The organism is Halobellus captivus, from assembly GCF_003697845.1.
In the GTDB taxonomy this organism is placed as follows: domain Archaea; phylum Halobacteriota; class Halobacteria; order Halobacteriales; family Haloferacaceae; genus Halorubrum; species Halorubrum glutamatedens.
Genome location: NZ_RDQE01000002.1, coordinates 24,048 through 46,388, shown reverse-complemented (window position 1 = coordinate 46,388; position 22,341 = coordinate 24,048). Strand labels below are relative to the sequence as shown.

At 68.8% G+C, this 22,341-nt stretch carries 19 protein-coding genes and 2 tRNA genes; 15 read left to right on the top strand and 6 right to left on the bottom strand.

The annotated features are described in order from the left end of the window. Window positions 1–8 precede the first annotated feature (8 nt). The gene (locus EAO78_RS02275; RefSeq protein ID WP_122104246.1) at window positions 9–395 is read right to left on the bottom strand and encodes a 30S ribosomal protein S6e; all 387 of its coding nucleotides are present in this window, start codon (window positions 393–395) and stop codon (window positions 9–11) included. A gap of 112 nt (window positions 396–507) precedes the next feature. Then, window positions 508–1,227 (bottom strand): lipoyl protein ligase domain-containing protein, encoded by a 720-nt coding sequence (locus tag EAO78_RS02270; protein ID WP_122104245.1) that lies wholly within the window; start codon window positions 1,225–1,227, stop codon window positions 508–510. Between the two features lie 104 nt (window positions 1,228–1,331). On the opposite strand from EAO78_RS02270, the gene EAO78_RS02265 reads away from it, so the two are divergent. The 7 genes from EAO78_RS02265 to EAO78_RS02235 all read left to right on the top strand — a co-directional run bounded on the left by EAO78_RS02265 (window position 1,332) and on the right by EAO78_RS02235 (window position 7,162). After that, window positions 1,332–3,089, top strand: a complete 1,758-nt coding sequence (locus tag EAO78_RS02265) for a sensor histidine kinase (RefSeq protein ID WP_122104244.1) — start codon at window positions 1,332–1,334, stop codon at window positions 3,087–3,089. 2 nt (window positions 3,090–3,091) lie between these two features. Further along, complete coding sequence (locus tag EAO78_RS02260) at window positions 3,092–3,979, top strand: hypothetical protein (protein ID WP_122104520.1); 888 nt, start codon at window positions 3,092–3,094, stop codon at window positions 3,977–3,979. A 248-nt stretch (window positions 3,980–4,227) separates the two neighbouring features. Then, window positions 4,228–4,686 (top strand): PaaI family thioesterase, encoded by a 459-nt coding sequence (locus EAO78_RS02255; RefSeq protein WP_122104243.1) that lies wholly within the window; start codon window positions 4,228–4,230, stop codon window positions 4,684–4,686. Window positions 4,687–4,751: 65 nt separating this feature from the next. After that, window positions 4,752–4,835 (top strand) — tRNA-Ser (locus EAO78_RS02250). Window positions 4,836–5,105: 270 nt separating this feature from the next. Next, window positions 5,106–5,705, top strand: a complete 600-nt coding sequence (gene sod, locus EAO78_RS02245) for a superoxide dismutase (RefSeq protein WP_122104242.1) — start codon at window positions 5,106–5,108, stop codon at window positions 5,703–5,705. Between the two features lie 204 nt (window positions 5,706–5,909). Beyond that, complete coding sequence (locus tag EAO78_RS02240; RefSeq protein ID WP_122104241.1) at window positions 5,910–6,233, top strand: DUF5827 family protein; 324 nt, start codon at window positions 5,910–5,912, stop codon at window positions 6,231–6,233. Further along, on the top strand, window positions 6,230–7,162 hold the full coding sequence (locus tag EAO78_RS02235) for an ATPase (RefSeq protein WP_122104240.1): 933 nt from the start codon (window positions 6,230–6,232) through the stop codon (window positions 7,160–7,162). Before EAO78_RS02240 ends, EAO78_RS02235 begins: the two co-directional genes overlap by 4 nt. A 44-nt stretch (window positions 7,163–7,206) precedes the next feature. Here the strand turns inward: EAO78_RS02235 and aspS are convergent, their stop codons facing one another. Beyond that, complete coding sequence (gene aspS / locus EAO78_RS02230; RefSeq protein WP_122104239.1) at window positions 7,207–8,511, bottom strand: aspartate--tRNA(Asn) ligase; 1,305 nt, start codon at window positions 8,509–8,511, stop codon at window positions 7,207–7,209. 172 nt (window positions 8,512–8,683) lie between these two features. After that, on the bottom strand, window positions 8,684–10,105 hold the full coding sequence (gene larC, locus EAO78_RS02225) for a nickel pincer cofactor biosynthesis protein LarC (RefSeq protein ID WP_122104519.1): 1,422 nt from the start codon (window positions 10,103–10,105) through the stop codon (window positions 8,684–8,686). Between the two features lie 267 nt (window positions 10,106–10,372). Between larC and malA the strand changes: the two genes are divergently transcribed. The 6 genes from malA to pyrF all read left to right on the top strand — a co-directional run bounded on the left by malA (window position 10,373) and on the right by pyrF (window position 20,284). Beyond that, window positions 10,373–12,361: an alpha-amylase MalA gene (malA, locus tag EAO78_RS02220; RefSeq protein ID WP_122104238.1), complete on the top strand. Its 1,989-nt coding sequence runs from the start codon at window positions 10,373–10,375 to the stop codon at window positions 12,359–12,361. 220 nt (window positions 12,362–12,581) lie between these two features. Next, on the top strand, window positions 12,582–14,804 hold the full coding sequence (locus tag EAO78_RS02215) for a CDC48 family AAA ATPase (RefSeq protein ID WP_122104237.1): 2,223 nt from the start codon (window positions 12,582–12,584) through the stop codon (window positions 14,802–14,804). Window positions 14,805–14,889: 85 nt separating this feature from the next. After that, entirely contained in the window at window positions 14,890–15,423 is a 534-nt protein-coding gene (locus EAO78_RS02210; protein WP_122104236.1) for a DUF5815 family protein, read from the top strand. A 122-nt stretch (window positions 15,424–15,545) separates the two neighbouring features. Further along, a complete protein-coding gene (locus EAO78_RS02205; protein ID WP_122104235.1) occupies window positions 15,546–15,752 on the top strand; it encodes a hypothetical protein in 207 nt (68 codons plus the stop codon). A 242-nt stretch (window positions 15,753–15,994) separates the two neighbouring features. Next, a complete protein-coding gene (gene carB, locus EAO78_RS02200) occupies window positions 15,995–19,219 on the top strand; it encodes a carbamoyl-phosphate synthase large subunit (RefSeq protein ID WP_122104234.1) in 3,225 nt (1,074 codons plus the stop codon). 234 nt (window positions 19,220–19,453) lie between these two features. Then, complete coding sequence (pyrF, locus tag EAO78_RS02195) at window positions 19,454–20,284, top strand: orotidine-5'-phosphate decarboxylase (RefSeq protein WP_122104233.1); 831 nt, start codon at window positions 19,454–19,456, stop codon at window positions 20,282–20,284. A gap of 18 nt (window positions 20,285–20,302) precedes the next feature. Here pyrF and EAO78_RS02190 read toward each other — a convergent pair whose 3' ends face one another. Further along, window positions 20,303–20,515, bottom strand: a complete 213-nt coding sequence (locus tag EAO78_RS02190; protein WP_122104232.1) for a hypothetical protein — start codon at window positions 20,513–20,515, stop codon at window positions 20,303–20,305. A gap of 50 nt (window positions 20,516–20,565) precedes the next feature. Here EAO78_RS02190 and trmY point away from each other — a divergent pair, with 50 nt between their 5' ends. After that, window positions 20,566–21,162, top strand: a complete 597-nt coding sequence (trmY, locus tag EAO78_RS02185) for a tRNA (pseudouridine(54)-N(1))-methyltransferase TrmY (RefSeq protein ID WP_122104231.1) — start codon at window positions 20,566–20,568, stop codon at window positions 21,160–21,162. Window positions 21,163–21,245: 83 nt separating this feature from the next. After that, a tRNA-Pro gene (locus tag EAO78_RS02180) sits at window positions 21,246–21,318 on the top strand. 150 nt (window positions 21,319–21,468) lie between these two features. On the opposite strand, the gene EAO78_RS02175 is transcribed toward EAO78_RS02180, so the two are convergent. Next, window positions 21,469–22,170, bottom strand: a complete 702-nt coding sequence (locus EAO78_RS02175; protein ID WP_136516476.1) for a hypothetical protein — start codon at window positions 22,168–22,170, stop codon at window positions 21,469–21,471. Window positions 22,171–22,341: the final 171 nt, after the last annotated feature.

The window sequence follows — 22,341 nt, the reverse complement described above, 5'->3', positions numbered from 1 at the left end:
AAGGGGAATTACTCGTCGTCGTCCTCGAACGCGGCGGCGACGTCGCCCTCGCCGTCGACGACGGAGACGTTGATCTGGGCCACGTCGTCGGCGATCTCGCGACCGCGGACGGTGATCCGCTTGCGCTCGCCCTCGCGCGAGGGCTGGAACCCGACGCCGCCCTCGAGGAGCAGCTCCTTCAGGCGGGTCCCGGACACGTCCTCGCGCATCGGACGACCCGTCTCGTCGGAGCCGCCGGTGATCTCGACGGTGAACTCGGAGAGACCGACGGCGTCCCCGCCGATCTCGTCGCCCACGTCTCGACCGAGGAACCGGTTCGCGTCCTGTCCGTCGACCTCTCGCTGGAACGTCTCGCCGGTCTCGGGATCGGCGACGACGACTTTGAATTCGGCCATGGGCGGACCGAGACGCCCGCGAATAAAAAGCACGTCGAAAGCACGACACGCCGAAAGCCCGAGGAATCGTCGTCTCGGTCCCACCTGGGTGCCGCCTTCTTCCACCGATGGGTCACCAGGGCTCGATCCCCACGCGCTCGATCCGTCGAGAGTCGCCGGGAGCCTGCTCGACCAGCGCGCGCTCGACCGCTCGAGCGATCCGGCCGACGTCGCTCGATCCGTCGGCCGCTTCGACGCTCCCGACCGAGCCCGGGTCGAACGGGACGTCGAGAGCGTCGTACACCGGATCGAGGACGGTCGCGATCCCGCGTGCATCGTGCCGTGAGACCACGACACAGCCCGCGACGAGCGCGGCGTCGGAACGAACCCGCTGGGCGATCCCTGCCAGTTTTCCGCCCTCCGACTCCCCGCCGCCGACCCGGAGGGAGTGGTCGCCCGGACAGAACGAATCCGGCGGCTCGCCGGACGAGATCCCGGCTCCACTCGCCTCGAGTGCCGATCGAACTGCGCGAGTGACCGTCGCGTAGCGCTCGTCGATGCTCCCCCGATCGTCGTCGATCGGGATCGCGAGCGCGAACGCGAGGGTGTCGCCGGTGTACGCGACCGCCCGGCCGCCGACGTCGCGCCGGATCGGAGCGAACCCCGCCGTCGCGGCGGCCCGACGAGCCCGACCGTATCCCGGCTCCCGCGCGTCACGCCGCCCGAACGCGATCTGCCCGGGGGGTGCCCAGACCCGAACGCCGGGCCGACCCTCGGCCGCATCGTCGAGAAGCCGAGCCGTGTGGTCGCGGTCGATCCGGGGGGACGCGTCACGGCCCCGGAGCACCTGCATGGTTCCCGGGAGGGGGTCGACGGCCAAACGGCTTGCGCCCGGGACCGGACGGGTACCGGAACGGCGCAAACGTTTTGCCGGTCCTGCGATTCGTTCCGGTATCGATGAGCGACCCGTCCGTACTGCCGGTTCAGGCGTACCTCCTCGCCTGTCTGCTCGCCGGGGTCATCGGACTCCTCCTCGGTCGCGTCGCGTGGACTGAGCGCGACGAGCCGGGCGGACTCGAGGTCTCGCTCTACCTGGGCTGTGCGGGCGTCCTCGCTCTCCTGTACGCGATCAGAGTCACGAGCGCCGATCCGCTCGTGATGATCGGGGCGCTCCAGATCGCGACCCCCTTTCTCGCCACGATGCCCGTCCTCTGGATCGCCTTCGCGTTCGCGTACGCCGGGGTGGACGAGTGGCGGACCGAGCGCCGGCTGATCGGGCTCGCGACGCCGGCGTTCCTCTGGGTACTTCTGGCGTGGTCGAGCCGGACGCACGGGCTGGCACGGGTGTCCTTCGAACCGATCGTCGAGGGCCCGTTCACGCTCGTGGAGACCGGGATCGGTCCGGCGGGGCTCGCCTTCGTCCTGTACGCCTACGGGTTGTACGCCGGAGGCACGCTCGTGATCGTCGACCTCTACCGCCGGACCGGAAACCGGTACCGACTCCAGACGTTCGTCGCCCTCCTCGGAACGCTGTTCCCGCTTCTCGCCGGGGTCGCGACGATCGTCGACTTCGGGAGCTACTCGACGGTCGATTGGACGCCGGCGGCGTTCGTCGTCCACGGCGTGTTCCTCTACGGCGTGGTGTTCTGGCTCGGAACCCTCGACGCCGCGGTCGTCGCGCGGGACACGGCGGTCGAGGTCATGCAGGACCCGGTGATCGTGGCCGGCTCCGACGGACGGATCCGTGATCTCAATCCCGCCGCGGAGCGGATCCTCTCCGACGACGCGGTCGGTGAATCGCTGTCGACGGCGTTTCCCCGCTTGGAATCCGGCGACGAGCATCCGATAACCATCGACGGCCGGCAGTTCGACATCCAGGAGGACCCGATCACCGATCCTCGCGGGACGGACCGCGGCCACGTCTTCCTCCTGCGGGACGTGACGGCACGGGAGCGTCGGCAGGCGGCGTTGGAGCGAAGAGAGGCGCAACTCGAACGCCAGAACGAACGGCTCGAGGACTTCGCGGGCGTCGTCAGCCACGACCTCCGGAATCCGCTCGCGGCCGCGACCGCGGCCGTCGAGCTGGCGCGTCACGGCGACGCCGACGCGCTGGAACGGGCCGCGGACGCCCACGAACGGATGGACGAGCTGATCGAGGGACTCCTCTCGCTCGCGACCGCCGGGAAGGCGGTCGACGCCGTGAAGCCGGTTTCGATCGAGGCGGCGGTCCGGACGGTCTGGTCGCGCCTCGAGACCGGATCGGCGACGCTGGTCGTCGAGGACGCCGACGAGACGGTGCTGGCCGACGAAGACCGGCTCCGTCAGCTCGTCGCGAACCTGTTTCGGAACAGCGTGGAACACGGTTCCACGGGCAACCGGACGGGGCCTGGCGACAGCGTGGAACACGGTTCCACGAGCAGTCGGCCACAGGCCGACGACAGCGTGGCACACGCTGGCGATGGCGTGACCGTCAGCGTCGGGATCGAACGAATGGACGGCCACGTCACTCTCCGGATCGCCGACGACGGTCCCGGGATCCCGGACGAGGACCGAGAGCGCGTCTTCGAACGCGGCGTCTCGCTCGGAGACGGGACCGGACTCGGGCTCGCGATCGTCGGCGACGTGGTCGAGGCGCACGGTTGGTCCGTCCGGGCCGTCGACGGCCCGACCGGCGGCGCGTGTTTCGAGATCGACGGGATCGAGGTCGCGGAGTGACGATGTCGATCCGACTCCCGTCCGGGATCGTCTCCCGGTACCGTCGATTCTCACGGTTCAACTCCCCGTATCCGGCACACGACGCCGGACGCGCGATCGATCTCTATCCGGTCGGCGAGGAAGGGGTCTCACCCGTTTCCGGCGTCGTCCGGGAGACGCACACCGTCGGCTGTCCGGACCGATCGTACGCCGCGTCGAAGGACCATCTGATCGTCGTCGACCTCGACGAGGAGTGGTGCCGCCGAACGGGTGCGGAACCGGGAACCGTCGCGCGCGTCCTTCACGTGATCCCGAGCGTGGATCCGGGCGATCGCGTCGCCGTCGGCGACTCGCTGGGACCGATGACGCGTTCCGGCTTCTTCGGCCGGTGGGTCGACGACCACGTCCATCTCGGCTTCCGGTCGCCGGGGACGAACGCGCTTCGAGCGAGCGGGTCGCTCCCGGTCGACGTGGACGTGAGCGTCGCGAGCGTTCCCTGGGACGGAACCGGGACCGTCGTCGAGCGCGGACCGAGCCACGTCGTGTTGGACGCGCCGACTCACCCGGCTCCCGGCCAGCGGTTCGCGGCGATCGCGAGCGACGAGGGCGTTCCCCTCGACGGCGGGCTGGCTCACTACGCGGGCGGCGGCTCGTTCACGGCCGTCGACCCCGACGGGACCGTCTCGTTGTGGGGAACCCGCGTCGGCAGCGCGACCGACCGGGGGATCGAGTGGAAGCCGATCGACGTGACCGTGAACGGAACGCGCGTCACTGGGCTGTCGCTGTTCGCGGCCCGCGACGGCGACTACGGCGCGAAGGTCGTCCATCCGGACCACGAGTTCGCGGTCGGCGACGCCGTCACCGTCGGGATCGAGCGGAGCGACGATCCGATCCGACTCGGCGTCGGATGAGCGTTCGACGGCCGGCATTGGACGGTCGAGGGGAGGGAACTCGGCGGCCGACGATCGGAACGGTGAGGCACGTCTGGCGAACAGCCGACACTCGCTGTCCCGCTCCGCGGCGGCGTGTCGGACGCCGGCCTCGACCGCCGCGGACGGCTCGTCAGGTCACGGTGTGACTGCCGCGGCATCACGGATGAATCGACGGATGGTTTGTGAGGATCCCCGGGATACAAACCGGTCGGCGGCGACCTCGGGACATGGACGAAGAGGACGTCGCGGACATGGAGCCGCTTCCCGCGGAGGCGGTGTCGCTCATCGAACGCCGGATCGAGGAGGAGCACGGGTATCTCTCGTGGCTGAACACGTCGGTCGACGTCGTCGAGCGCGGGCGAATGGTGCTGTCGATCCCGTTCGATCGGAAGCTGACGAACGCCGACGGGCGGACGATCCACGGCGGCGTCGCGGCGACGCTGATCGACACCGCTGGCGGGCTCGCCCAGCGGACCGCGTTCGAGGACCCGCTCTCGGGCGGCGTGGCGACGGTGAACCTCAACACGAACTACCTCCGGCCCGCGAACGGCGACCTCGAGGCGGAGGCCACGGTCGTCCGGTCGGGCGGCTCCATCGGCGTCAGCGAGATGTCGGTGACGAGCACGACCGAGAACGGCTCCTCGGAGGTCGTCGTCGGCCAGGGGTCGTTCCGGCTCTTCCGGTGAACGGTCCGCCGGAATCGCCCCACACCGACACCCCTTAGTCGGGGGGTCACGACACGTGATATCGAGGTGGGATGGCAGAGTGGCCCATTGCGCCGGTCTTGAAAACCGGTAGCCTCACGGCTTCCTGGGTTCGAATCCCAGTCCCACCGTCCGAACGCGGTGCAGGGTCCCACCGGGCGAGTGTCGTGCCATCACCACCCGCCGGTCTCCCGAACCGTTTGTAACTAGGAGTGATTACGTCGTGGTTTCGTCCCTGCCGTCCCGTTTCCCTCCACCGGTCGGTCATTCCGGCCTGAACCGCGATCACACCGTTCACGTTCGGGGATCCCGGTAACACTCTCGTCCAGTGACGTGTGGTATCAGGTACCGCATCATCTTTAACAGGTTTCCTGTTCATGTTAGAGACAGGTGATACAGTCATGAGCTACGAACTCGATCCGCTTCCGTACGATTACGACGCCCTTGAACCGCACATCTCCGAGCAGGTGCTCGAATGGCACCACGACACCCACCATCAGGGGTACGTAAACGGCTGGAACTCGGCCGAGGAGACGCTCGAGGCCAACCGCGAGGAGGGCGACTTCTCCTCGTCGGGCGGCGCGATCCGCAACGTGACCCACAACTCCTCGGGTCACATCCTCCACGACCTGTTCTGGCAGAACATGTCGCCGGAGGGCGGCGACGAGCCCGAGGGCGACCTCGCCGACCGCATCGAGGAGGACTTCGGCTCGTACGAGGCCTGGAAGGGCGAGTTCGAGGCGGCGGCCTCCGCGGCGGGCGGCTGGGCGCTCCTCGTGTACGACACGTTCTCGAACCAGCTCCGCAACGTCGTGGTCGACAAGCACGACCAGGGAGCGATCTGGGGCGGCCACCCGATCCTCGCGCTGGACGTCTGGGAGCACTCCTACTACCACGACTACGGCCCGGCCCGCGGCGAGTTCGTCGACAACTTCTTCGAGGTCGTCGACTGGGAGGAGCCGTCCGCCCGCTACGAGCAGGCCGTCGAGCTGTTCGAGTAACCCGCCGGAACGCGCGACTCGCGCGTCGAATCCCGACGTTTTTTCGCGCCGCCACGTCCGCCAGCGACGGCCGTCCGACCGGGATGAAGGCAGCCGAACGCCGCGACGGTTCGGCGGACACGTCGAAGCGGTCGAACGCGACGGGCGCGTCGGGCTCGGCGGACATCGCCAGCGTTTACGGAACCGCACCCCTACGCGTCGGACATGCCGGAACCGAGATCCGCCTTCGAGGAGACGTTCCCGTGTGACTTCTACGAGCCGGCCGAACTGTTCGAGCCGGACCTGCTGTACACGATCCCGGAGATCGGGCGGCTGCTCCAGGGACTCGATCCCGACGCCGAGATCGACGCCGACACCGAGGCCGTGCTGATCGACTGGGCGATCCCGTGGGTGATGGTCCACGGCGACGACATGGTCGTCGCCGAGCCCCCGACCGACGACGCCCCCGGTTACTACGGGCTCGCCGAGGACGCGGGTGACGCCACCGACGCCGCCGACGCCGCCGGCGACGACGTGGAGGGACGGTGAGCGCGGGACCGTCCGGAGGGGATCCTCCGACCCTGCTCGTCGCCGGCGGCGCGCGCGTCGACGCCGGAAAGACGACCTTCTCGACCGGATTGCTCGCGACGCTCGCGGCGCGAACCGGCGACGCGGTGGGCGTGAAACCCCGCGCCGGCAACGACTACTGGTTCGACCACGACGACGTTCGGATCGCTACCGGTTCCGGGCGGCTGTACGGCAAGGACGCCCGGAAGCTCGCGGCCGCGAGCACGCGCGCGCTCGCCGCCGGAGACGAGAGGGCCGCCGGCGACGACGTGGCCGGCCACGGGGCCGTCACTCCGGAGTCGATCAATCCGCTCCACCGCCTGTGGCGGCCGACGCCCGGCCGGACGGGCATGCTCGGGGAGTCGGATCGGACCTTCCTCTGTGACCGGGTCGCCCCCGCCGGCGACGATACCGGATCGCGGTTCGTGCTCAACGGCCCGGCCGCGGACGCGGGGCTGATCCCGGAGTCGCTTCGGGCACGCCTCCCGCTCTCCGAGGCGACCCGCGTCGACGACGTGACCGAACTCGACGCGGTGACCGCCGAGACGTACCTCCCCGCCTTCGAACGGCTCGCGGATCGCGTCGACGGCGCGACGGTCCCGGTCGTCGTCGAGTCCTACGGGGACGTCGCCGCGCCGCTGTCCGCCGAGTACGACGCCGTGGCCGTCGTGGAGCCGGGGCGGGCGCGGATCTACGCCGGCGACCGGTACCGCAGGGCCCGCGCGGTCGCCTCCGGGAGTCCCCGGGAGGGAAGCCTCGAGGAGCACACGGGGACGGTGACGGGGATGATCGAACCGCTCTCGACGGTACCCCTGCCGGCGGTAGCCGGCGAGGAACGCGGCGACCCGACGATCGTGGCGGATCGGTACGAGCCGGCGTACGAGGCGCTTCTCGACGCGGCGTCGGCGTGACGGAGATTCGATAAAAGAGCTCGGACCGCGAGCGAACTCGGGTCCTACGGCTCCAGCCGGTTCGGGTCGCGCGGGAACATGATCGCCTCCTTGATGTTGTCCAGACCCGCGACCTGCTGGACGAGCCGGTCGATCCCGAGCCCGTACCCGCCGTGCGGGGGCGTCCCGAAGCTCAGCGCCTCGATGTAGAACTCGAAGTTCGCCTGCTCGACGCCCTCCGCCTCCATGACCTCGACCATGCGGTCGACGTCGTGCTCGCGCTGGCCGCCCGAGGACAGCTCCTGCCCCTCGTAGATGAGGTCGAACTTCCGGGAGGCGATGTCGTCGCCCTCGACGTCCTGCATGTAGTAGAACTTCTCGTCGGGGTAGCCGACGACGAAGAAGGCGGGGTGGCCCTGCTCGGAGAAGTGCTCGCCGAGCAGCTTCTCGCCCTTGGTGTCGAGGTCGGTCGGGTCCTCGGGGAAGTGGCCGAACTCGGTCTCGAGCAGGTCGAGCGCCTCGTCGAAGGTGATCCGCGGGAAGTCCTCCTCGGGGACCGTCAGGTCGACGTCGAGCAGATCGAGTTCGCGTTCGGCCTCCTCGGCGACCGTCCGGACCGCGTGTCGGAGCGACTCCTCCTGGACGTCCATCACGTCGTGGTGGTCGTCGATGTAGGCCAGCTCGACGTCGAACATCGCGATCTCGGAGACGTGTCGGGAGGTCGCGAAGTCCTCGGCGCGGAACGCGGTGCCGGTCTCGTAGACGGCCTCGTAGCCGGCCGCCATCAGGATCTGCTTGTAGAGCTGCGGGCTCTGGGAGAGGAACGCGTCGCGGTCGTAGTAGAGGATCGGGAACAGCTCCGCGCCGCCCTCCGCCCCGCCCTTCGAGATCAGCGGCGTCTTGATGTCGACGAACCCCTCCTCGTCGAACCAGTCCTCCATCGCGGTCATCAGCTTCGAGCGCAGCGAGAACACCGCGAGCGTCTCCGGCTTGCGGAGGTCGAGCGCGCGGTTGTCGAGCCGGGTCGAGAGGTCGACGTCGACGTCCTTGGATATCTCCAGCGGGAGCGGCGAGTTCGCCTCGTCGAGCACCTCGTACGCGGTCGGCGCGAGTTCGACCCCGCCGGGGGCCTGGTCGCTCTCGAGGGGTTCGCCGACGATCCGGACGACGTCCTCGGATCCCGCGTCCTGAACGGCCTCGAACAGCTCCGGCTCGCGCTCCTCCTTGAAGACGACCTGGATGAGTCCCTCCCGGTCGCGCACGATGAGGAACACCAGTCCGCCGAGGTCCCGGATCTCGTGGACGTGGCCCGCGATCGCGACCTCGTCCGCGTCCGGGTCGACCTCCGACGTGTGGATACGCTCGATCATAGGTTAGCTTACCTCCGAGTGGCCGGGCGTCGGTCATAGGCCTGTCGTCTTCGCGTCGGCGGTCCGGCGTCCTCGCGCCGGTGACCCCGTCGTACTCGCGGATCCGGGACGCCTCCCGCGAACCCGGCCGACCGCGTCGTCGATCCGCCCGTTCCTCGCCGACCCGCCCAACTCACTCGCCCGCGTCGGCGTCCGTGTCGAGGTCGGCGAGTTCGTCGCGGATCCTCGCCTCCGCCCGTTGGAGCACGTCACGGACCGGCACTCCCGTCTCGGCGGCGACCACGGCCGCCTCGTCGTACTCGGCGCTCACGTCGTAGACCTCACCGTCCGCGGTCGAAGCCACCTTCACCGCCACCTCGTGGTCGGTTCCGTCGATCCGAAGCGTCGCGGTCTCGAAGGACCGTTCGGCGATCCACCGGTGACTCGCGCCGCCCTGCCGCACGCCGAGGGTGCCGGTCTCCCGGGCGAGCCGCTCGGCCACCGCCGCCGCGTCCGCCGGCTTACAGACCACCTTCACGAGGTGACCCGGTCGCGACTTCTTCATCGTCGTCGGCACGATCGTCACGTCGCGGGCGCCCGCCTCCGCGAGCGACTCCTGGAGGCCGCCGAGCACCTCCGGCGCGGCGTCGTCGAGGTTGGTCTCGAGGACCGCTATCTCGTCGTGAACGAGCCCCTCGGAGCCGTGCTCGCCGACCGGCGTTTCCTCCTCCTCGCCGTCACCGCCTCCGCCGCCCTCGCCGACGACGGCGCGGATCACGTTCGGGTGGCGGTCGAACGTCGCGTCGCCGGCACCGTAGCCCGCGCCGTCGACGCGAAGCTCCGGAAGCGCGTCGACGCCCTCGGCGACCGCGCCGAGGATCGCGGCGCCGGTCGGCGTCAGGAGCTCGCGGTCGATCGGGCCGCCGACCAGAGTGAGCCCGGCGCGTTCGGCGATCCCGACGACTGCCGGAGCCGGGATCGGGTAGACGCCGTGGCTCATCTCGACCCCGCCGCCGCCCGCCGCCAGAGGCGTGGTGACGACGCGGTCGACGTCGAGGTCGTCGAGGAGCAGCGCCGCGCCGACGACGTCGGCGACCGCGTCGTCAGCGCCCACCTCGTGGAACGCCGTGTCCTCGAGGTCGGTGCCGTGGGTCGACGCCTCGGCGCGGCCGAGCAGTTCGAAGGCGTCGAGCGCTGTCGTCTCGACCGCCGTGGGCAGATCCATCGACCCGACGACGTCGACGACCTCCGGGTAGGTCCGGTGGACGCCGGCCCCCTCGGCGTGGGTGTGGCCGTGATCGTGGTCGTCGTGGGCGTGATCGTGGTCGTCGTGGGCGTGATCGTGGTCGTCGTGGGCGTGATCGTGGTCGTCGTGGGCGTGATCGTGGTCGTGGTCGTGGCCGTGAACGTCGGTGTCGTCCCGCTCCTCCTCGAGGAACACGTCGACGGTCGTCGCCCGGATCCCGTTTCTCGTCGTCTCGCCGACCTCGTAGCGGACGGGGAGCCGTTCCTCGACCGGATCGAGCGCTGCGGCGTCGGCACCGGCCGCGATCAGCGCGGCACAGATCATGTCGCCGGCCGCGCCGGTCCGACCGTCGAAAGCGAGCGTACGCATGGGAACACGAACGCGGTCGACGAATAAAGAGCCGTTCCACTCGACGCCGCCGGCGGCGGCCGGTGACCGGTTCGCCGTTCGAAACGGATCGAACCCCACTACACCCGGTATCAATCAGATCTCGAGAACGACGACGGATCCGTGAACGGGGATGAAACACCGAAGCGAGCCATTCTCGGCGACTCCATCGATCAGGGACGTTCAGTATGTCTACCGGCTGTGATTTCCGAACACCTAAGCCCGAAGTGGCCGAGTCGGGAAGTAACGATGGACCATCCAGGCCCCCCACAGTTCGTCGCCGTCGGCGACGTGGTACAGTTAGCGCCCCGTGACCCGGACCCCGAGGCCACCTACCGGTGGTCGGTCACCGAGGCCCCGATCGCGAGCGAGGCGGCCGTCGGCGACGAGGCGGTCGAGGAGTTCGTTCCGGACACGCCCGGACGGTACAGGGTCACGCTTGCGACCCCCGAGGAACGTCATCACCTGACAGTCCGGGTCTTTCCGGGCGACCACAGGCCCACCGGCGAGGGTGCCGGAACCGCCGGAATCGCCGGGAGAAGCGGCTACAGCGGCTATAGTGGCTACAGTGGCCAGAGCGGCTCTGCTCGCGGGAGCGGGGGACGAAGCGGCTTCGCCTCCGGCTCCGGGTCGGGCGCGCGCACCGAGCCCGCCGGGAGCGAGGACGGCCGTCCCCGAGTCCGGCTCGACGCGGAGATCGCTGGCGACGAGGCGATCGTTCGCGCGACGCCGACGCCGCATCCGGAGTCGGCACGGGACGCGGGGGACCTCGACGTGGAGTTCCTCCTCGACGACCGCGACGGCGTGACCCGCGGCGACGTGACGGTCGGCGACCGCGAGCTTCGGATCCCGCTCGCGGCGATCGACGATCGAGTCCGGGTCCACGGGGTCGCCGTCGGCGCGAGCTACAGCGTCGCCGACGCGGTCAGCGTCGAGCGGCTCGGCGACGGCGAGGACGTCGGCGTCACGCGACTCAACGAGCCGCCGGCGTGGGCGAAGGACGCCACGCTCTACGAGATCTACGTTCGCGGATACGCGGCCGACGACGACGAGGCCGAGACCACCTTCGAGGCGCTCGAGAAGCGGCTCGACTACCTCGACGACCTCGGCGTTGACACGCTGTGGCTCACGCCGGTGCTCCAACACGACGGCGCGCCCCACGGGTACAACATCACGGACTTCCTCTCCATCGCCGACGACCTCGGCGACCGCGAGGACTACGAGGCGTTCGTCGACGCGGCCCACGACCGCGGGATGCGGGTGCTCTTCGACCTCGTCCTGAACCACTCCGCGCGCGATCACGAGTGGTTCCAGGACGCCTACGGGAACCCGGACTCGCCGTACCGCGACCGCTACGAGTGGCAGGAGTCCGGCGAGCCGGGCACCTACTTCGACTGGGAGCTGATCGCCAACTTCGATTTCGCCAGCCTCGAGGTCCGTCGATACCTCCTCGACGCGGCCGACACGTGGGCGGCGGTCGCCGACGGCTTCCGGTGTGACATGGCGTGGGCGGTGCCGGAGTCGTTCTGGAAGGAACTGAGGGAGCGGCTCAAGGCGCGCGACCCCGAGTTCCTGCTTCTCGACGAGACGATCCCGTACATCGCCGACTTCCACGAGGGGATGTTCGACGTCCACTTCGACACCACGCTGTATTTCACCCTCCGGCAGGTCGGTCGCGGCCACGAGCCGGCCGACGCGGTCCTCGACGCGATCGAGGGGCGGACGAGTTCCGGCTTCCCCGACCACGCGGCGTTCATGCTGTATCTAGAGAACCACGACGAGACGCGATACGTCGTCGAGTGCGGCGACGCCGCCGCGAAGGCCGCCGCCGGCGCGCTGTTCACCCTCCCCGGGATCCCGATGCTCTACGGCGGCCAGGAGCTGGGACAGCGGGGCAACCGCGACCCGCTCGCGTGGGACCACGCCCGCGAGGACGTGCGGTCACACTACGACGACCTGCTCGCGCTCCACGACGAGCATCCGGCGCTCGGATTCCACGGCGACCTCGTTCGCGTCGAGTACGAGACGGCCGGCGAGGCCGACGCCGACGACGTCGTCGCCTTCGGCCGTGAGGGCGAGGACGCGAGCTACGTCGTGCTGCTCAACTTCGGGTCCGAACCCGTCACCGTCGGGATCGACGAGACGGTCGACGCGACCGACCTCGTCTCCGGCGAGTCGCGGGCGGCGGAGGGCGGACTGACCGTCGAGGACGTCGCGGTCTTCGAGACGGCGGATTGAGCGACCGGATCGACGGCGCGCCGCTCAAACGGAAACCCGCTTCCCCGGCGAAAACGCACGGTGGCGACGGGGTTTTAAACGAGGACGGCTTACCATGAGATAAGATGACACACTGCATCTCGGGCGGGCCATCGATCGCCCGGCCGGCGGGATCGATCCCTCGGAGCAACAGGCTTATTCCCGAACCGAGTGCAGGTACGGCTATCCCCCGCGAGGAACCATGAACGAAGTCCAACTCGAAGTGGCGAAGGCGTACCCGAACGACTCGGGCCGAGGTATCGCGCGGCTCGACCCCGACACCCTGCTCCACCTCAAGCTCTCGCCCGGAGACATCATCGAGATCGAGGGTGCTGAGACGACCGCCGCGAAGGTGTGGCGTGCCGACCGACAGGACTGGAACACCGACACGGTCCGCGTCGACGGGTTCACGCGTCAGAACGCCGACGTCGGCATCGGCGAGCGCGTCACGATCCGGAAGGCCGAAGCGGAGAAGGCCGACAAGCTCGTCTTGGCCCCGCCCGAAGAGGCGTCCGTCCAGTTCGGGTCGGACGCGGCCGGCATGGTGAAACGCCAGATCCTCAAGCGCCCGGTCGTCGAGCGCGACATCGTGCCCGTGATGTCCTCGACGAACCACCCGTTCATGCGCTCGCCGGGCCAGGCGATCCCGCTCATCGCGGTCGAGACGGAGCCCGACGGCGTCTGTCTGATCACCGAGGACACGGAGGTCGAACTCCGCGAGGAGCCGATATCCGGGTTCGAGAAGACCGGAAGCGGGATCACCTACGAGGACATCGGCGGGCTTCAAAGCGAGATCCAGCGCGTCCGCGAGATGGTCGAGCTCCCGATGAAACACCCGCAGATCTTCTCGAAGCTCGGGATCGAGCCCCCGCAGGGCGTCCTGCTTCACGGCCCGCCGGGAACGGGGAAGACCCTGCTCGCGAAGGCGGTCGCCAACGAGACCTCGGCGTCGTTCTTCTCGATCGCCGGCCCGGAGATCATCTCGAAGTACTACGGCGAGTCCGAACAGCAGCTCCGCGAGATCTTCGAGGACGCCAAGGAGGAGTCGCCCTCGATCGTCTTCATCGACGAGCTCGACTCCATCGCGCCGAAACGCGAGGACGTGACGGGCGAGGTCGAGCGCCGCGTCGTCGCCCAGCTGCTGACGATGATGGACGGCCTGGAGACCCGCGGACAGGTGGTCGTGATCGGCGCGACCAACCGCGTCGACAGCGTCGACCCCGCGCTCCGTCGGCCGGGGCGGTTCGACCGCGAGATCGAGATCGGCGTCCCCGACGAGGTCGGCCGCAAGGAGATCCTCCAGATCCACACCCGCGGCATGCCGCTCTCGGACGACGTCTCGCTCGACCACCTCGCCGACGAGACGCACGGATTCGTCGGCGCCGACGTGGAGAGCCTCACGAAGGAGGCGGCGATGAAGGCGCTCCGCCGGTACCTCCCCGAGATCGACCTGGACGAGGAGGAGGTCCCTCCGAGCCTCATCGACCGGATGATCGTCAAACGCGACGACTTCTCGGGCGCGCTCACGGAGGTCGAACCCTCCGCGATGCGGGAGGTCCTCGTCGAGTTGCCGAAGGTCTCCTGGGAGGACGTCGGCGGCCTGACCGACGCGAAACAACAGGTCCAGGAGTCCGTCGAGTGGCCGCTCACGTCCCCGGAGAAGTTCGAACGGATGGGAGTGGAGGCGCCGAAGGGCGTGCTGTTGTACGGACCGCCGGGGACCGGAAAGACGCTGATGGCGAAGGCGGTCGCCAACGAGACGAACGCGAACTTCATCTCGGTCCGCGGTCCGCAACTGCTCTCGAAGTGGGTCGGCGAGTCGGAGAAGGCGATCCGCCAGACCTTCCGGAAGGCCCGGCAGGTGAGCCCGACGGTGATCTTCTTCGACGAGCTCGACAGCCTCGCGCCCTCGCGCGGCCAGGAGATGGGTAACAACGTCTCCGAGCGGGTCGTCAACCAGCTGTTGACCGAGCTCGACGGATTGGAGGAGATGGGCGACGTCATGGTGATCGGCGCGACCAACCGACCGGACATGATCGACCCCGCGCTGATCCGGTCCGGCCGGTTCGACCGGCTCGTGATGATCGGTCAGCCCGACCAGGAGGGTCGCGAGCGGATCCTCGAGATCCACACGGACGACACCCCGCTCGCGCCCGACGTGAGCCTGCGCGAGGTCGCGGAGATCACGGACGGCTACGTCGGCTCCGACCTCGAGGGCATCGCCCGAGAGGCCGCCATCGAGGCGCTCCGCGACGACGACGACGCCGAGGAGGTCGAGATGAAACACTTCCGGCGGGCGATGGAGTCGGTCCGGCCGACCATCACCGAGGACATCATGTCCTACTACGAGGAGGTCGAACGCGAGTTCAAGGGGGGCGGCCGCGACGCCCTCCGCGACACCGGCGGTCGAGTCGGGTTCCAGTAGCGATCGTCGCGGTACGCGGCCGCGTCGTTACCGGGGTCGGGTCCGTTTCCGCGCCTTTTAACCTCCGCAACGGCCAAGACGCTTCATGGCCCAGCCGCGCGTCCCCGGCGACGACGACCACACGCTGGAGCTGCCGTGTGGCGAGACCGTCGGCCTCGGCGAGTTGGACCTCGGAATGCGGGAGTTCGAGTGCGACTGCGGCGAGACACACGCGGTCGTGATGGACGTCCACCCGCCCGAGCGCTTCCTCCCCGACTTCCTCGTCGACGTCCTCCGGGAGGCGATCGAGACGACGAGCGAGGAGATGCCCGAGTTCGACACGCCCCACCTCCTCGGGGTCGTACTGGAGGAGTTCCCCGAGTCCGTCGTCACACACGACGCCAGCGGCGACGGCGAGGTCGGCTACGCGATGGTGTGGGTGGCGGACTTCGACTCCCGTCGACTCCACGAGGTCATCGTCGAACTCGTCGTCGAGCTGATGGAGCACGCGGTGAGTCACGCCGAGGACGACGACGCCCTCTCGCGGTTCGAACGGGAGATGATGGAGTTCGACGTCGGGACGTTCGTCGACCAGTACCGTGCGGAACGCGACCTCGAGGCCGAGGATCCATACGCCTGATCCCCGCCGGGACCGCATCATCGATTCATCCCGGATCGGCCGGTAGCGACCCCGTGTGTCGGACATGCGTCCGACTCCTGTCTCACTGAAGCCTATACCCTCGGCGGCCGTACGTAAGACACATGCACACCCACGAGTACGAGCGGATCCGCGGTGTGCTCGCCGACGCCGAGGAGCCGCTGACGGCGCGGGAGATCCTGTCGCTCTTGGAGGAGACCGAGGGGATCGACAGCCCGCATCGCGTCGCGACCGTGTTGGGACGGTGGGCGAAACGCGGCGAAGTGGACGTTATCGCCGGGAGACCGTACCGCTACGAGTTGAACACGTAGCGGTCGACCCGCGCTCACCGGCGATCCCGGCTACCGGAACGGCCGGGAGCGGTAGTCACGAGCAGCGTCGCGTACGAGCCGTTGCGCTGCGGAACGCGCCGTCCGACGACGACCGATAGCCGCGGACGTTCGAGCCGATACCATGTCTCGTGTGGACGTGTGTCTTGCGAAAATCGCAAATCACCTGCGAGATTCGTACTTTATCGTCGACCTTATTACGATGAGCGTACTCCGTCGCGATAATGAGCGAGGACCGCACCATACTGCTCATCGGTAGCGGGCCGATCCAGATCGGACAGGCGGCGGAGTTCGACTACTCCGGGGCGCAGGCGTGTCGCGCGCTTCAGGAGGAGGGCGCACGAGTCGTCCTCGTGAACTCGAACCCGGCGACGATCATGACCGATCCCGAGACTGCCGATCGAGTGTACATCGAACCGATCACGCCCGAGGCGATCGCGGAGGTCATCCGGATCGAGGAGCCAGACGGCGTCATCGCCGGACTGGGCGGCCAGACCGGGCTCAACGTCACCGCCGAGCTCGCCGAACAGGGCATCCTCGAGGAGTACGACGTCGACGTGATGGGCACGCCGCTCGACACCATCTACGCGACGGAGGACCGCGACCTCTTCCGGCAGCGGATGGAGGACCTCGGTCAGCCCGTTCCGAAGTCGACGACCATCTCGCTCGACGAGGACGAGTCGGTCGCCGCGCTGACCGAGGCGGACCTCGTCGACCGCGTGGAGGAGGCCGTCGACGCGGTCGGCGGCCTCCCCGTCATCGCCCGGACCACCTACACCCTCGGCGGGTCAGGATCGGGCGTCGTCCACGAGTTCGACGAACTCGTCGAGCGCGTCCGCAAGGGACTTCGGCTCTCGCGGAACAGCGAGGTGCTGATCACCGAATCGATCGCCGGCTGGGTCGAGCTCGAGTACGAGGTGATGCGCGACGCCGACGACTCGTGTATCATCATCTGTAACATGGAGAACATCGACCCGATGGGGATCCACACGGGCGAGTCGACGGTCGTCACTCCATCGCAGGTCATTCCGGACGACGGCCACCAGGAGATGCGGGACGCGGCGCTCGAGGTCATCCGCGACCTGGGCATTCAGGGCGGCTGTAACATCCAGTTCGCGTGGCACGACGACGGCACCCCCGGCGGGGAGTACCGCGTCGTGGAAGTGAACCCGCGGGTGTCGCGCTCCTCGGCGCTCGCGTCGAAGGCGACCGGCTACCCGATCGCCCGCGTCACCGCGAAGGTCGCGCTGGGCAAGCGGCTCCACGAGATCGACAACGAGATCACCGGCGAGACGACGGCCGCCTTCGAGCCCGCCATCGACTACGTGGTGACGAAGGTGCCGCGCTGGCCCATCGACAAGTTCGACGACGTCGACTTCGAGCTCGGGACGGCGATGAAGTCGACCGGCGAGGCGATGTCGATCGGCCGGACGTTCGAGGAGAGCCTCACGAAGGCGCTGCGCTCCTCGGAGTACGATCCCGCCGTCGACTTCGAGGCGGTGTCGGACGAGGAACTCGAGACGGAGTACCTCGAGCGGCCCAGCCCCGACCGCCCGTACGCGATGTTCGAGGCGTTCGACCGCGGCTACGGCGTCGACGACGTGGTCGAACTCACCGACATCCACCGGTGGTACGTCGAGCGGTTCGAGAACGTCGCCGACGCGACCGCGGCGGCCGCCGAGGGCGACTTCACGGCGGCCGCGATGGCCGGCCGGACGAACGCCGAGATCGCTGCGGTCGCGGGTGACGGCGGCGCGAAGGCGGCGGTCGGAGAGGTTGAATCCGCGGTCCCCGACCGGACCTTCAAACAGGTCGACACCTGTGCGGGCGAGTTCGAGGCGTCGACCCCGTACTACTACTCCGCGCGGCTCCCCGAGTTCCTGGCGGGTGCCGACACGGCCGGCGCGTCGAACGAGGTCCGCGTCGATCCGGACGTCGAGAGCGTGGTCGTCGTCGGCGGCGGCCCGATCCGGATCGGGCAGGGCGTCGAGTTCGACTACTGTGCGGTCCACGCGGTCCGCGCGCTCCGCGAACTCGGGATCGACGCCCACGTCGTCAACAACAACCCCGAGACCGTCTCGACCGACTACGACACCTCCGACGGGCTCTTCTTCGAACCGATCTCCGCCGAGGAGATCGCCGACGTGATCGAGACGACGGGCGCGGACGGCGTGATGGTCCAGTTCGGCGGCCAAACCTCCGTCAACGTGGGCGAGCCGCTGAAGGACGAGATCGAGCGTCGCGGCCTCGACTGTGAGGTCATGGGGACCAGCGTCGAGGCGATGGATCTGGCCGAGGACCGCGACCGGTTCAACGTCCTGATGGACGAGATCGGGGTCGCACAGCCCGAGGGCGGCACGGCCACGAGCCGACAGGAGGCGCTCGATCTGGCCCACCGGATCGGCTACCCCGTACTCGTGCGCCCCTCCTACGTCCTCGGCGGACGTGCGATGCGGGTCGTCGACGACGACGCCGAACTGGAGGAGTACATCGAGGAGGCGGTCCGGGTCTCCCCGGACAAGCCGATCCTGATCGACGAGTTCCTCGACGACGCGGTCGAACTCGACGTCGACGCGGTCGCGGACGGCGAGGACGTCCTCATCGGCGGCGTGATGGAGCACGTCGAGAGCGCGGGCGTCCACTCGGGGGACTCCGCGTGTATGATCCCGCCGCGCTCGCTCGACGACGACACGCTCGAACGGGTTCGCGAGGTGACCGAGGACATCGCTCGCGCACTCGACACGGTCGGACTGCTCAACGTTCAGCTCGCGGTCACGGGCGTTCACGATCCCGAGACGATCGCCGAGGTGTACGTCCTCGAGGCGAACCCTCGCTCCTCGCGGACCGTTCCGTTCGTCTCGAAGGCGACGGGCGTCCCGATCGCGAAGCTCGCGGCGAAGGTGATGACCGACGACCTCACGCTCGCCGATCTCGACGTCGACGAGCAGGTCCCGGAGCATCTGAGCGTGAAGGAGGTCGTCCTTCCGTTCGACCGCTTGCCGGGCTCCGACCCCCGGCTCGGCCCCGAAATGAAGTCGACGGGCGAGGTCATGGGCACCGCTCGCTCGTTCGGGAGGGCGTACGACAAGGCCCAGGACGCGACCGGCAAGCCGATCCCCGAGTCGGGTACCGCCGTGGTCGACCTCTCCGCGGAGGAGTTCCCCGATCCCGACACGGACGAGGGCGAGGCGCTCGTCGAGGGCTTCTCCGAGCACTTCCAGTTGTCCACGGCGACCGACCTCATCGAGGCGGCGCGTCGCGGCGAGATCGACCTCATCGTCTCGCGCCAGCGCGAACTGTTGGAGGTGGCCGTCGAGGAGGAGATAACCTACTTCTCGACGCACGCGAGCGCGAACGCGGCGCTCGAGGCGATCGACCACGCGGGCGACGACCTCGACGTGATGGCGGTGTCCGACCGTCCGAAGCGCGTCGAGAACTGGGGCGAGTAGCGCCGCTCGAGCGCCACGAACGCTAGCGAACAGGTGGCGTTTCTATCTTGCACGGCATCCCACGACGGCTCGCCACACACCCGCCTTGACCACCGTGGGTCGGTCCTCAGGTCACGGCGAGTGTGGCGCGTCATGTCGTTTGAATCGTCCTATCGTCTCCGGGGGACGGGAACCGCCACGGGACCGGCCGGAACGGAACACAACGTTTAGTCTGGACGCCGTCCCACTCCGGGTATGCGCTTCTTCGAGCGGCTCGCGGACCGGATCGAACGGGTCGACAGCGTCGTGTCGGTCGGACTCGATCCGGATCCGGACCGGATCCCGGCGTTCCTCTCCGACGCCGACCTCCCGCGCTGGGCGTTCAACCGACGCGTCATCGACGCGACCCACGAGCACGCCGCCTGCTACAAACCGAACGCGGCCTTCTACGAGGACGCCGACGGCTGGCGCGCGCTTAGAGAGACCGTCGCCTACGCGGCCGGCAAGGACGTACCGGTGCTTCTCGACGCCAAACGCGCCGACATCGGCAACACCACCCGGAAGTACGCCGAGGTGCTGGAGTGGGTCGACGCGATCACGGTGAACCCGTACATGGGTCGCGATTCGCTCCAGCCGTTCCTCGATAGGGAGGAGAAGGGCGTGTTCGTGCTCTGCCGAACGTCGAATCCCGGCGGAAGCGACCTCCAGGACCTCGAGCTCGCCTCCGGCGAGCCGGTGTACGAACGCGTCGCCGCGCTCGCGGACGTCTGGAACGCGAACGGCAACGTCGGCCTCGTCGTCGGCGCGACGACGCCCGACGAGCTCGCGGCGGTCAGGGAGATCGTCCCGGAGGTCCCGTTTCTGGTTCCCGGCGTCGGCGCGCAGGGCGGCGACGCCGAGGCGGCGGTCGAACACGGGCTCGCGGCGTATCCGGACATCGACGTCGACGTGGGACTGGTGAACTCCTCGCGGGGGATCATCTTCGCCGGCGAGGAGGCGACCCGTCCCGACGACGAGGCGACGTACTTCGGGGCCGCCGGCGATTCGGCGAAGCGGCTCAAACGGCGACTGAATCGACACCGGTAGTCGCTCGTCGCGTCGATCTCAGTCGACTCGGAACCTCTCCGGAGGATCGTCCCCGTCGAAGCGGTCGCGGTCGGTGTTGCGGTCGGCGTCGCCGCCGCCGACCTCCGCACAGCCGGTACACGTGCCGACCGTATCGTTCCAGTGGTCCTTACAGACCTGTCGTCCGCAGTACCGGCAGGCGTGTCGGGCCGGGGCGTTCTCACAGATCTGACAGAGTCCGGTGACGCTCACGTCCGACCGTCGGTCGCGTCGCTTATGACGGTTCGGGCGGACCGAGGCGTATGCGCCAGTTCGTCGTCGTCGGCCACGACGCGCCCACCGACCCGGACGCGATCTCCCTCTCCGACATCCCCGGCGCGGGCCGGCTCGACCTCCTCTGTCGGTGCGTGTCGACGGGCGTCTTCCTCTCACACGGCATCCGCGAGGACGCCAGGGTCCACCTCGTCTGTGCCGACGAGCTCACCGTCACGTTCGACGCCGCGACCCTCCGCCACCTCCATCCGGACGAGCGGAACGTCGCCGCTCGAGTCCGTGACGCGCTCGCCGCCCGCGAGGACGCGATCGGCCACATGCCCGCGGACGTCTCCCCCGGCGTCGAGTTGCGTCGGATGGGGCTGTCGGCAACGCTCGAGCGACTCGCCGCCGCCGGAACGCTCGTCCAGCTCCACGAGGAGGGTGCGCCACTCGTCGACGCGGAGCCGCCGGACGATCCGGTGTTCGTCCTCTCGGACCATCACGACTTCTCGGAAACGGAGTCGTCGCTCCTCGCGGACGCGTGCGCTCGGCGGCTTCGCGTCGGTCCCGAGCGTCTCCACGCCGACCACACCGTCTCGGTCGTCCACAACTGGCTCGATACGGACGGATACACGTCGTATTGAGTTTCGGTCTCCCGTCGATCGTGGTCACCCGATCACCCCGTTTTCGGAAGGATTAAAAGAACGAACGGCCTCCCTTGTGATGCGGGCCGGTGGGGTAGCTTGGTATCCTTCGGCCTTCGGGTGGCCGTAACCACGATTCAAATTCGTGCCGGCCCACTTCCCGCATTTCACTACCTAAGCGACGGCTTTCGAGTGGCCGTAACCACGTCCTCGCGAGCGAAACGAAGGGGAGCCAGCGAGACGAGCGGAGGGCGTTCCTCCGGGAGACGATCGCGATCCGTCCGGACGAGAGTGACTCGACGGATTTCAACACCAGACCCGAACACGTTCGTGGATAACGACTCCCGGGTGGCCGAACGACCACGGCTGATGGCCGACTGTCGACTCTGTGATCTCCCGGTCCCTGATCCTCCCGTCAGGACGGCCGACGTCGACGGCGAGTTTCGCTGCCGCGGCTGCTTGGAGGTGACTCGCCGGCTCGACGACATGGACGACGTCGAACCGTCGCCGGAGGAGGCAACCGCCGAAAGCGACGGTTCGGCGGTCGGGACGGCGCTCGCGTCGAGCGTCACTGAGGCCTATCTGGCAGTCGACGGAATGCACTGTACGACCGCTCGGCGCGCGGTCGTCGGTCCACACGCCCGCGTTCCTCTCCACTCTGACCGCGAGCGTCACGAGGAGAACGGTGAAGACCGCGATCCCGCCCGGGAGGTGGATCCTCCCGTCGAACGGAACGACGTCGGTTCGGTCCGCGAGTCCGATGCCGGCCCGTGCGAGATACGCGATCAGCACCGCGGCCGTTCCGACCCGGACGCCGCGCGAGACCGGCGTTCGATGGGCGAGAAGAGCCGTAACGGCGAGCAGGACGCCGACGACCACGGCGGAGGCGTGGTGAACCGCGACGACCGCGGAGCCGGCGTCCGTGGCAGCGGTCGCACCGAGCGCGACGAGCAGGTACGTCCCCACGGCTGACCAGATCAAAAGCGTCGTGAGCCGTGGTCGATCCATACCCCGAGTTCGCCCCCCGTCTCCCGCGTTCCGTTTCCCGAACATGTTCATCACCTGGGTCCGAACCCCGGTGAGTCAGTCCCGGGAACACGCGTTCCTCCAACCGGGCGAACGACACCGTTGTCTCGTCCCCGCCGCTGTCGGAGACGGACGTGTGAGGACGAGGATGGA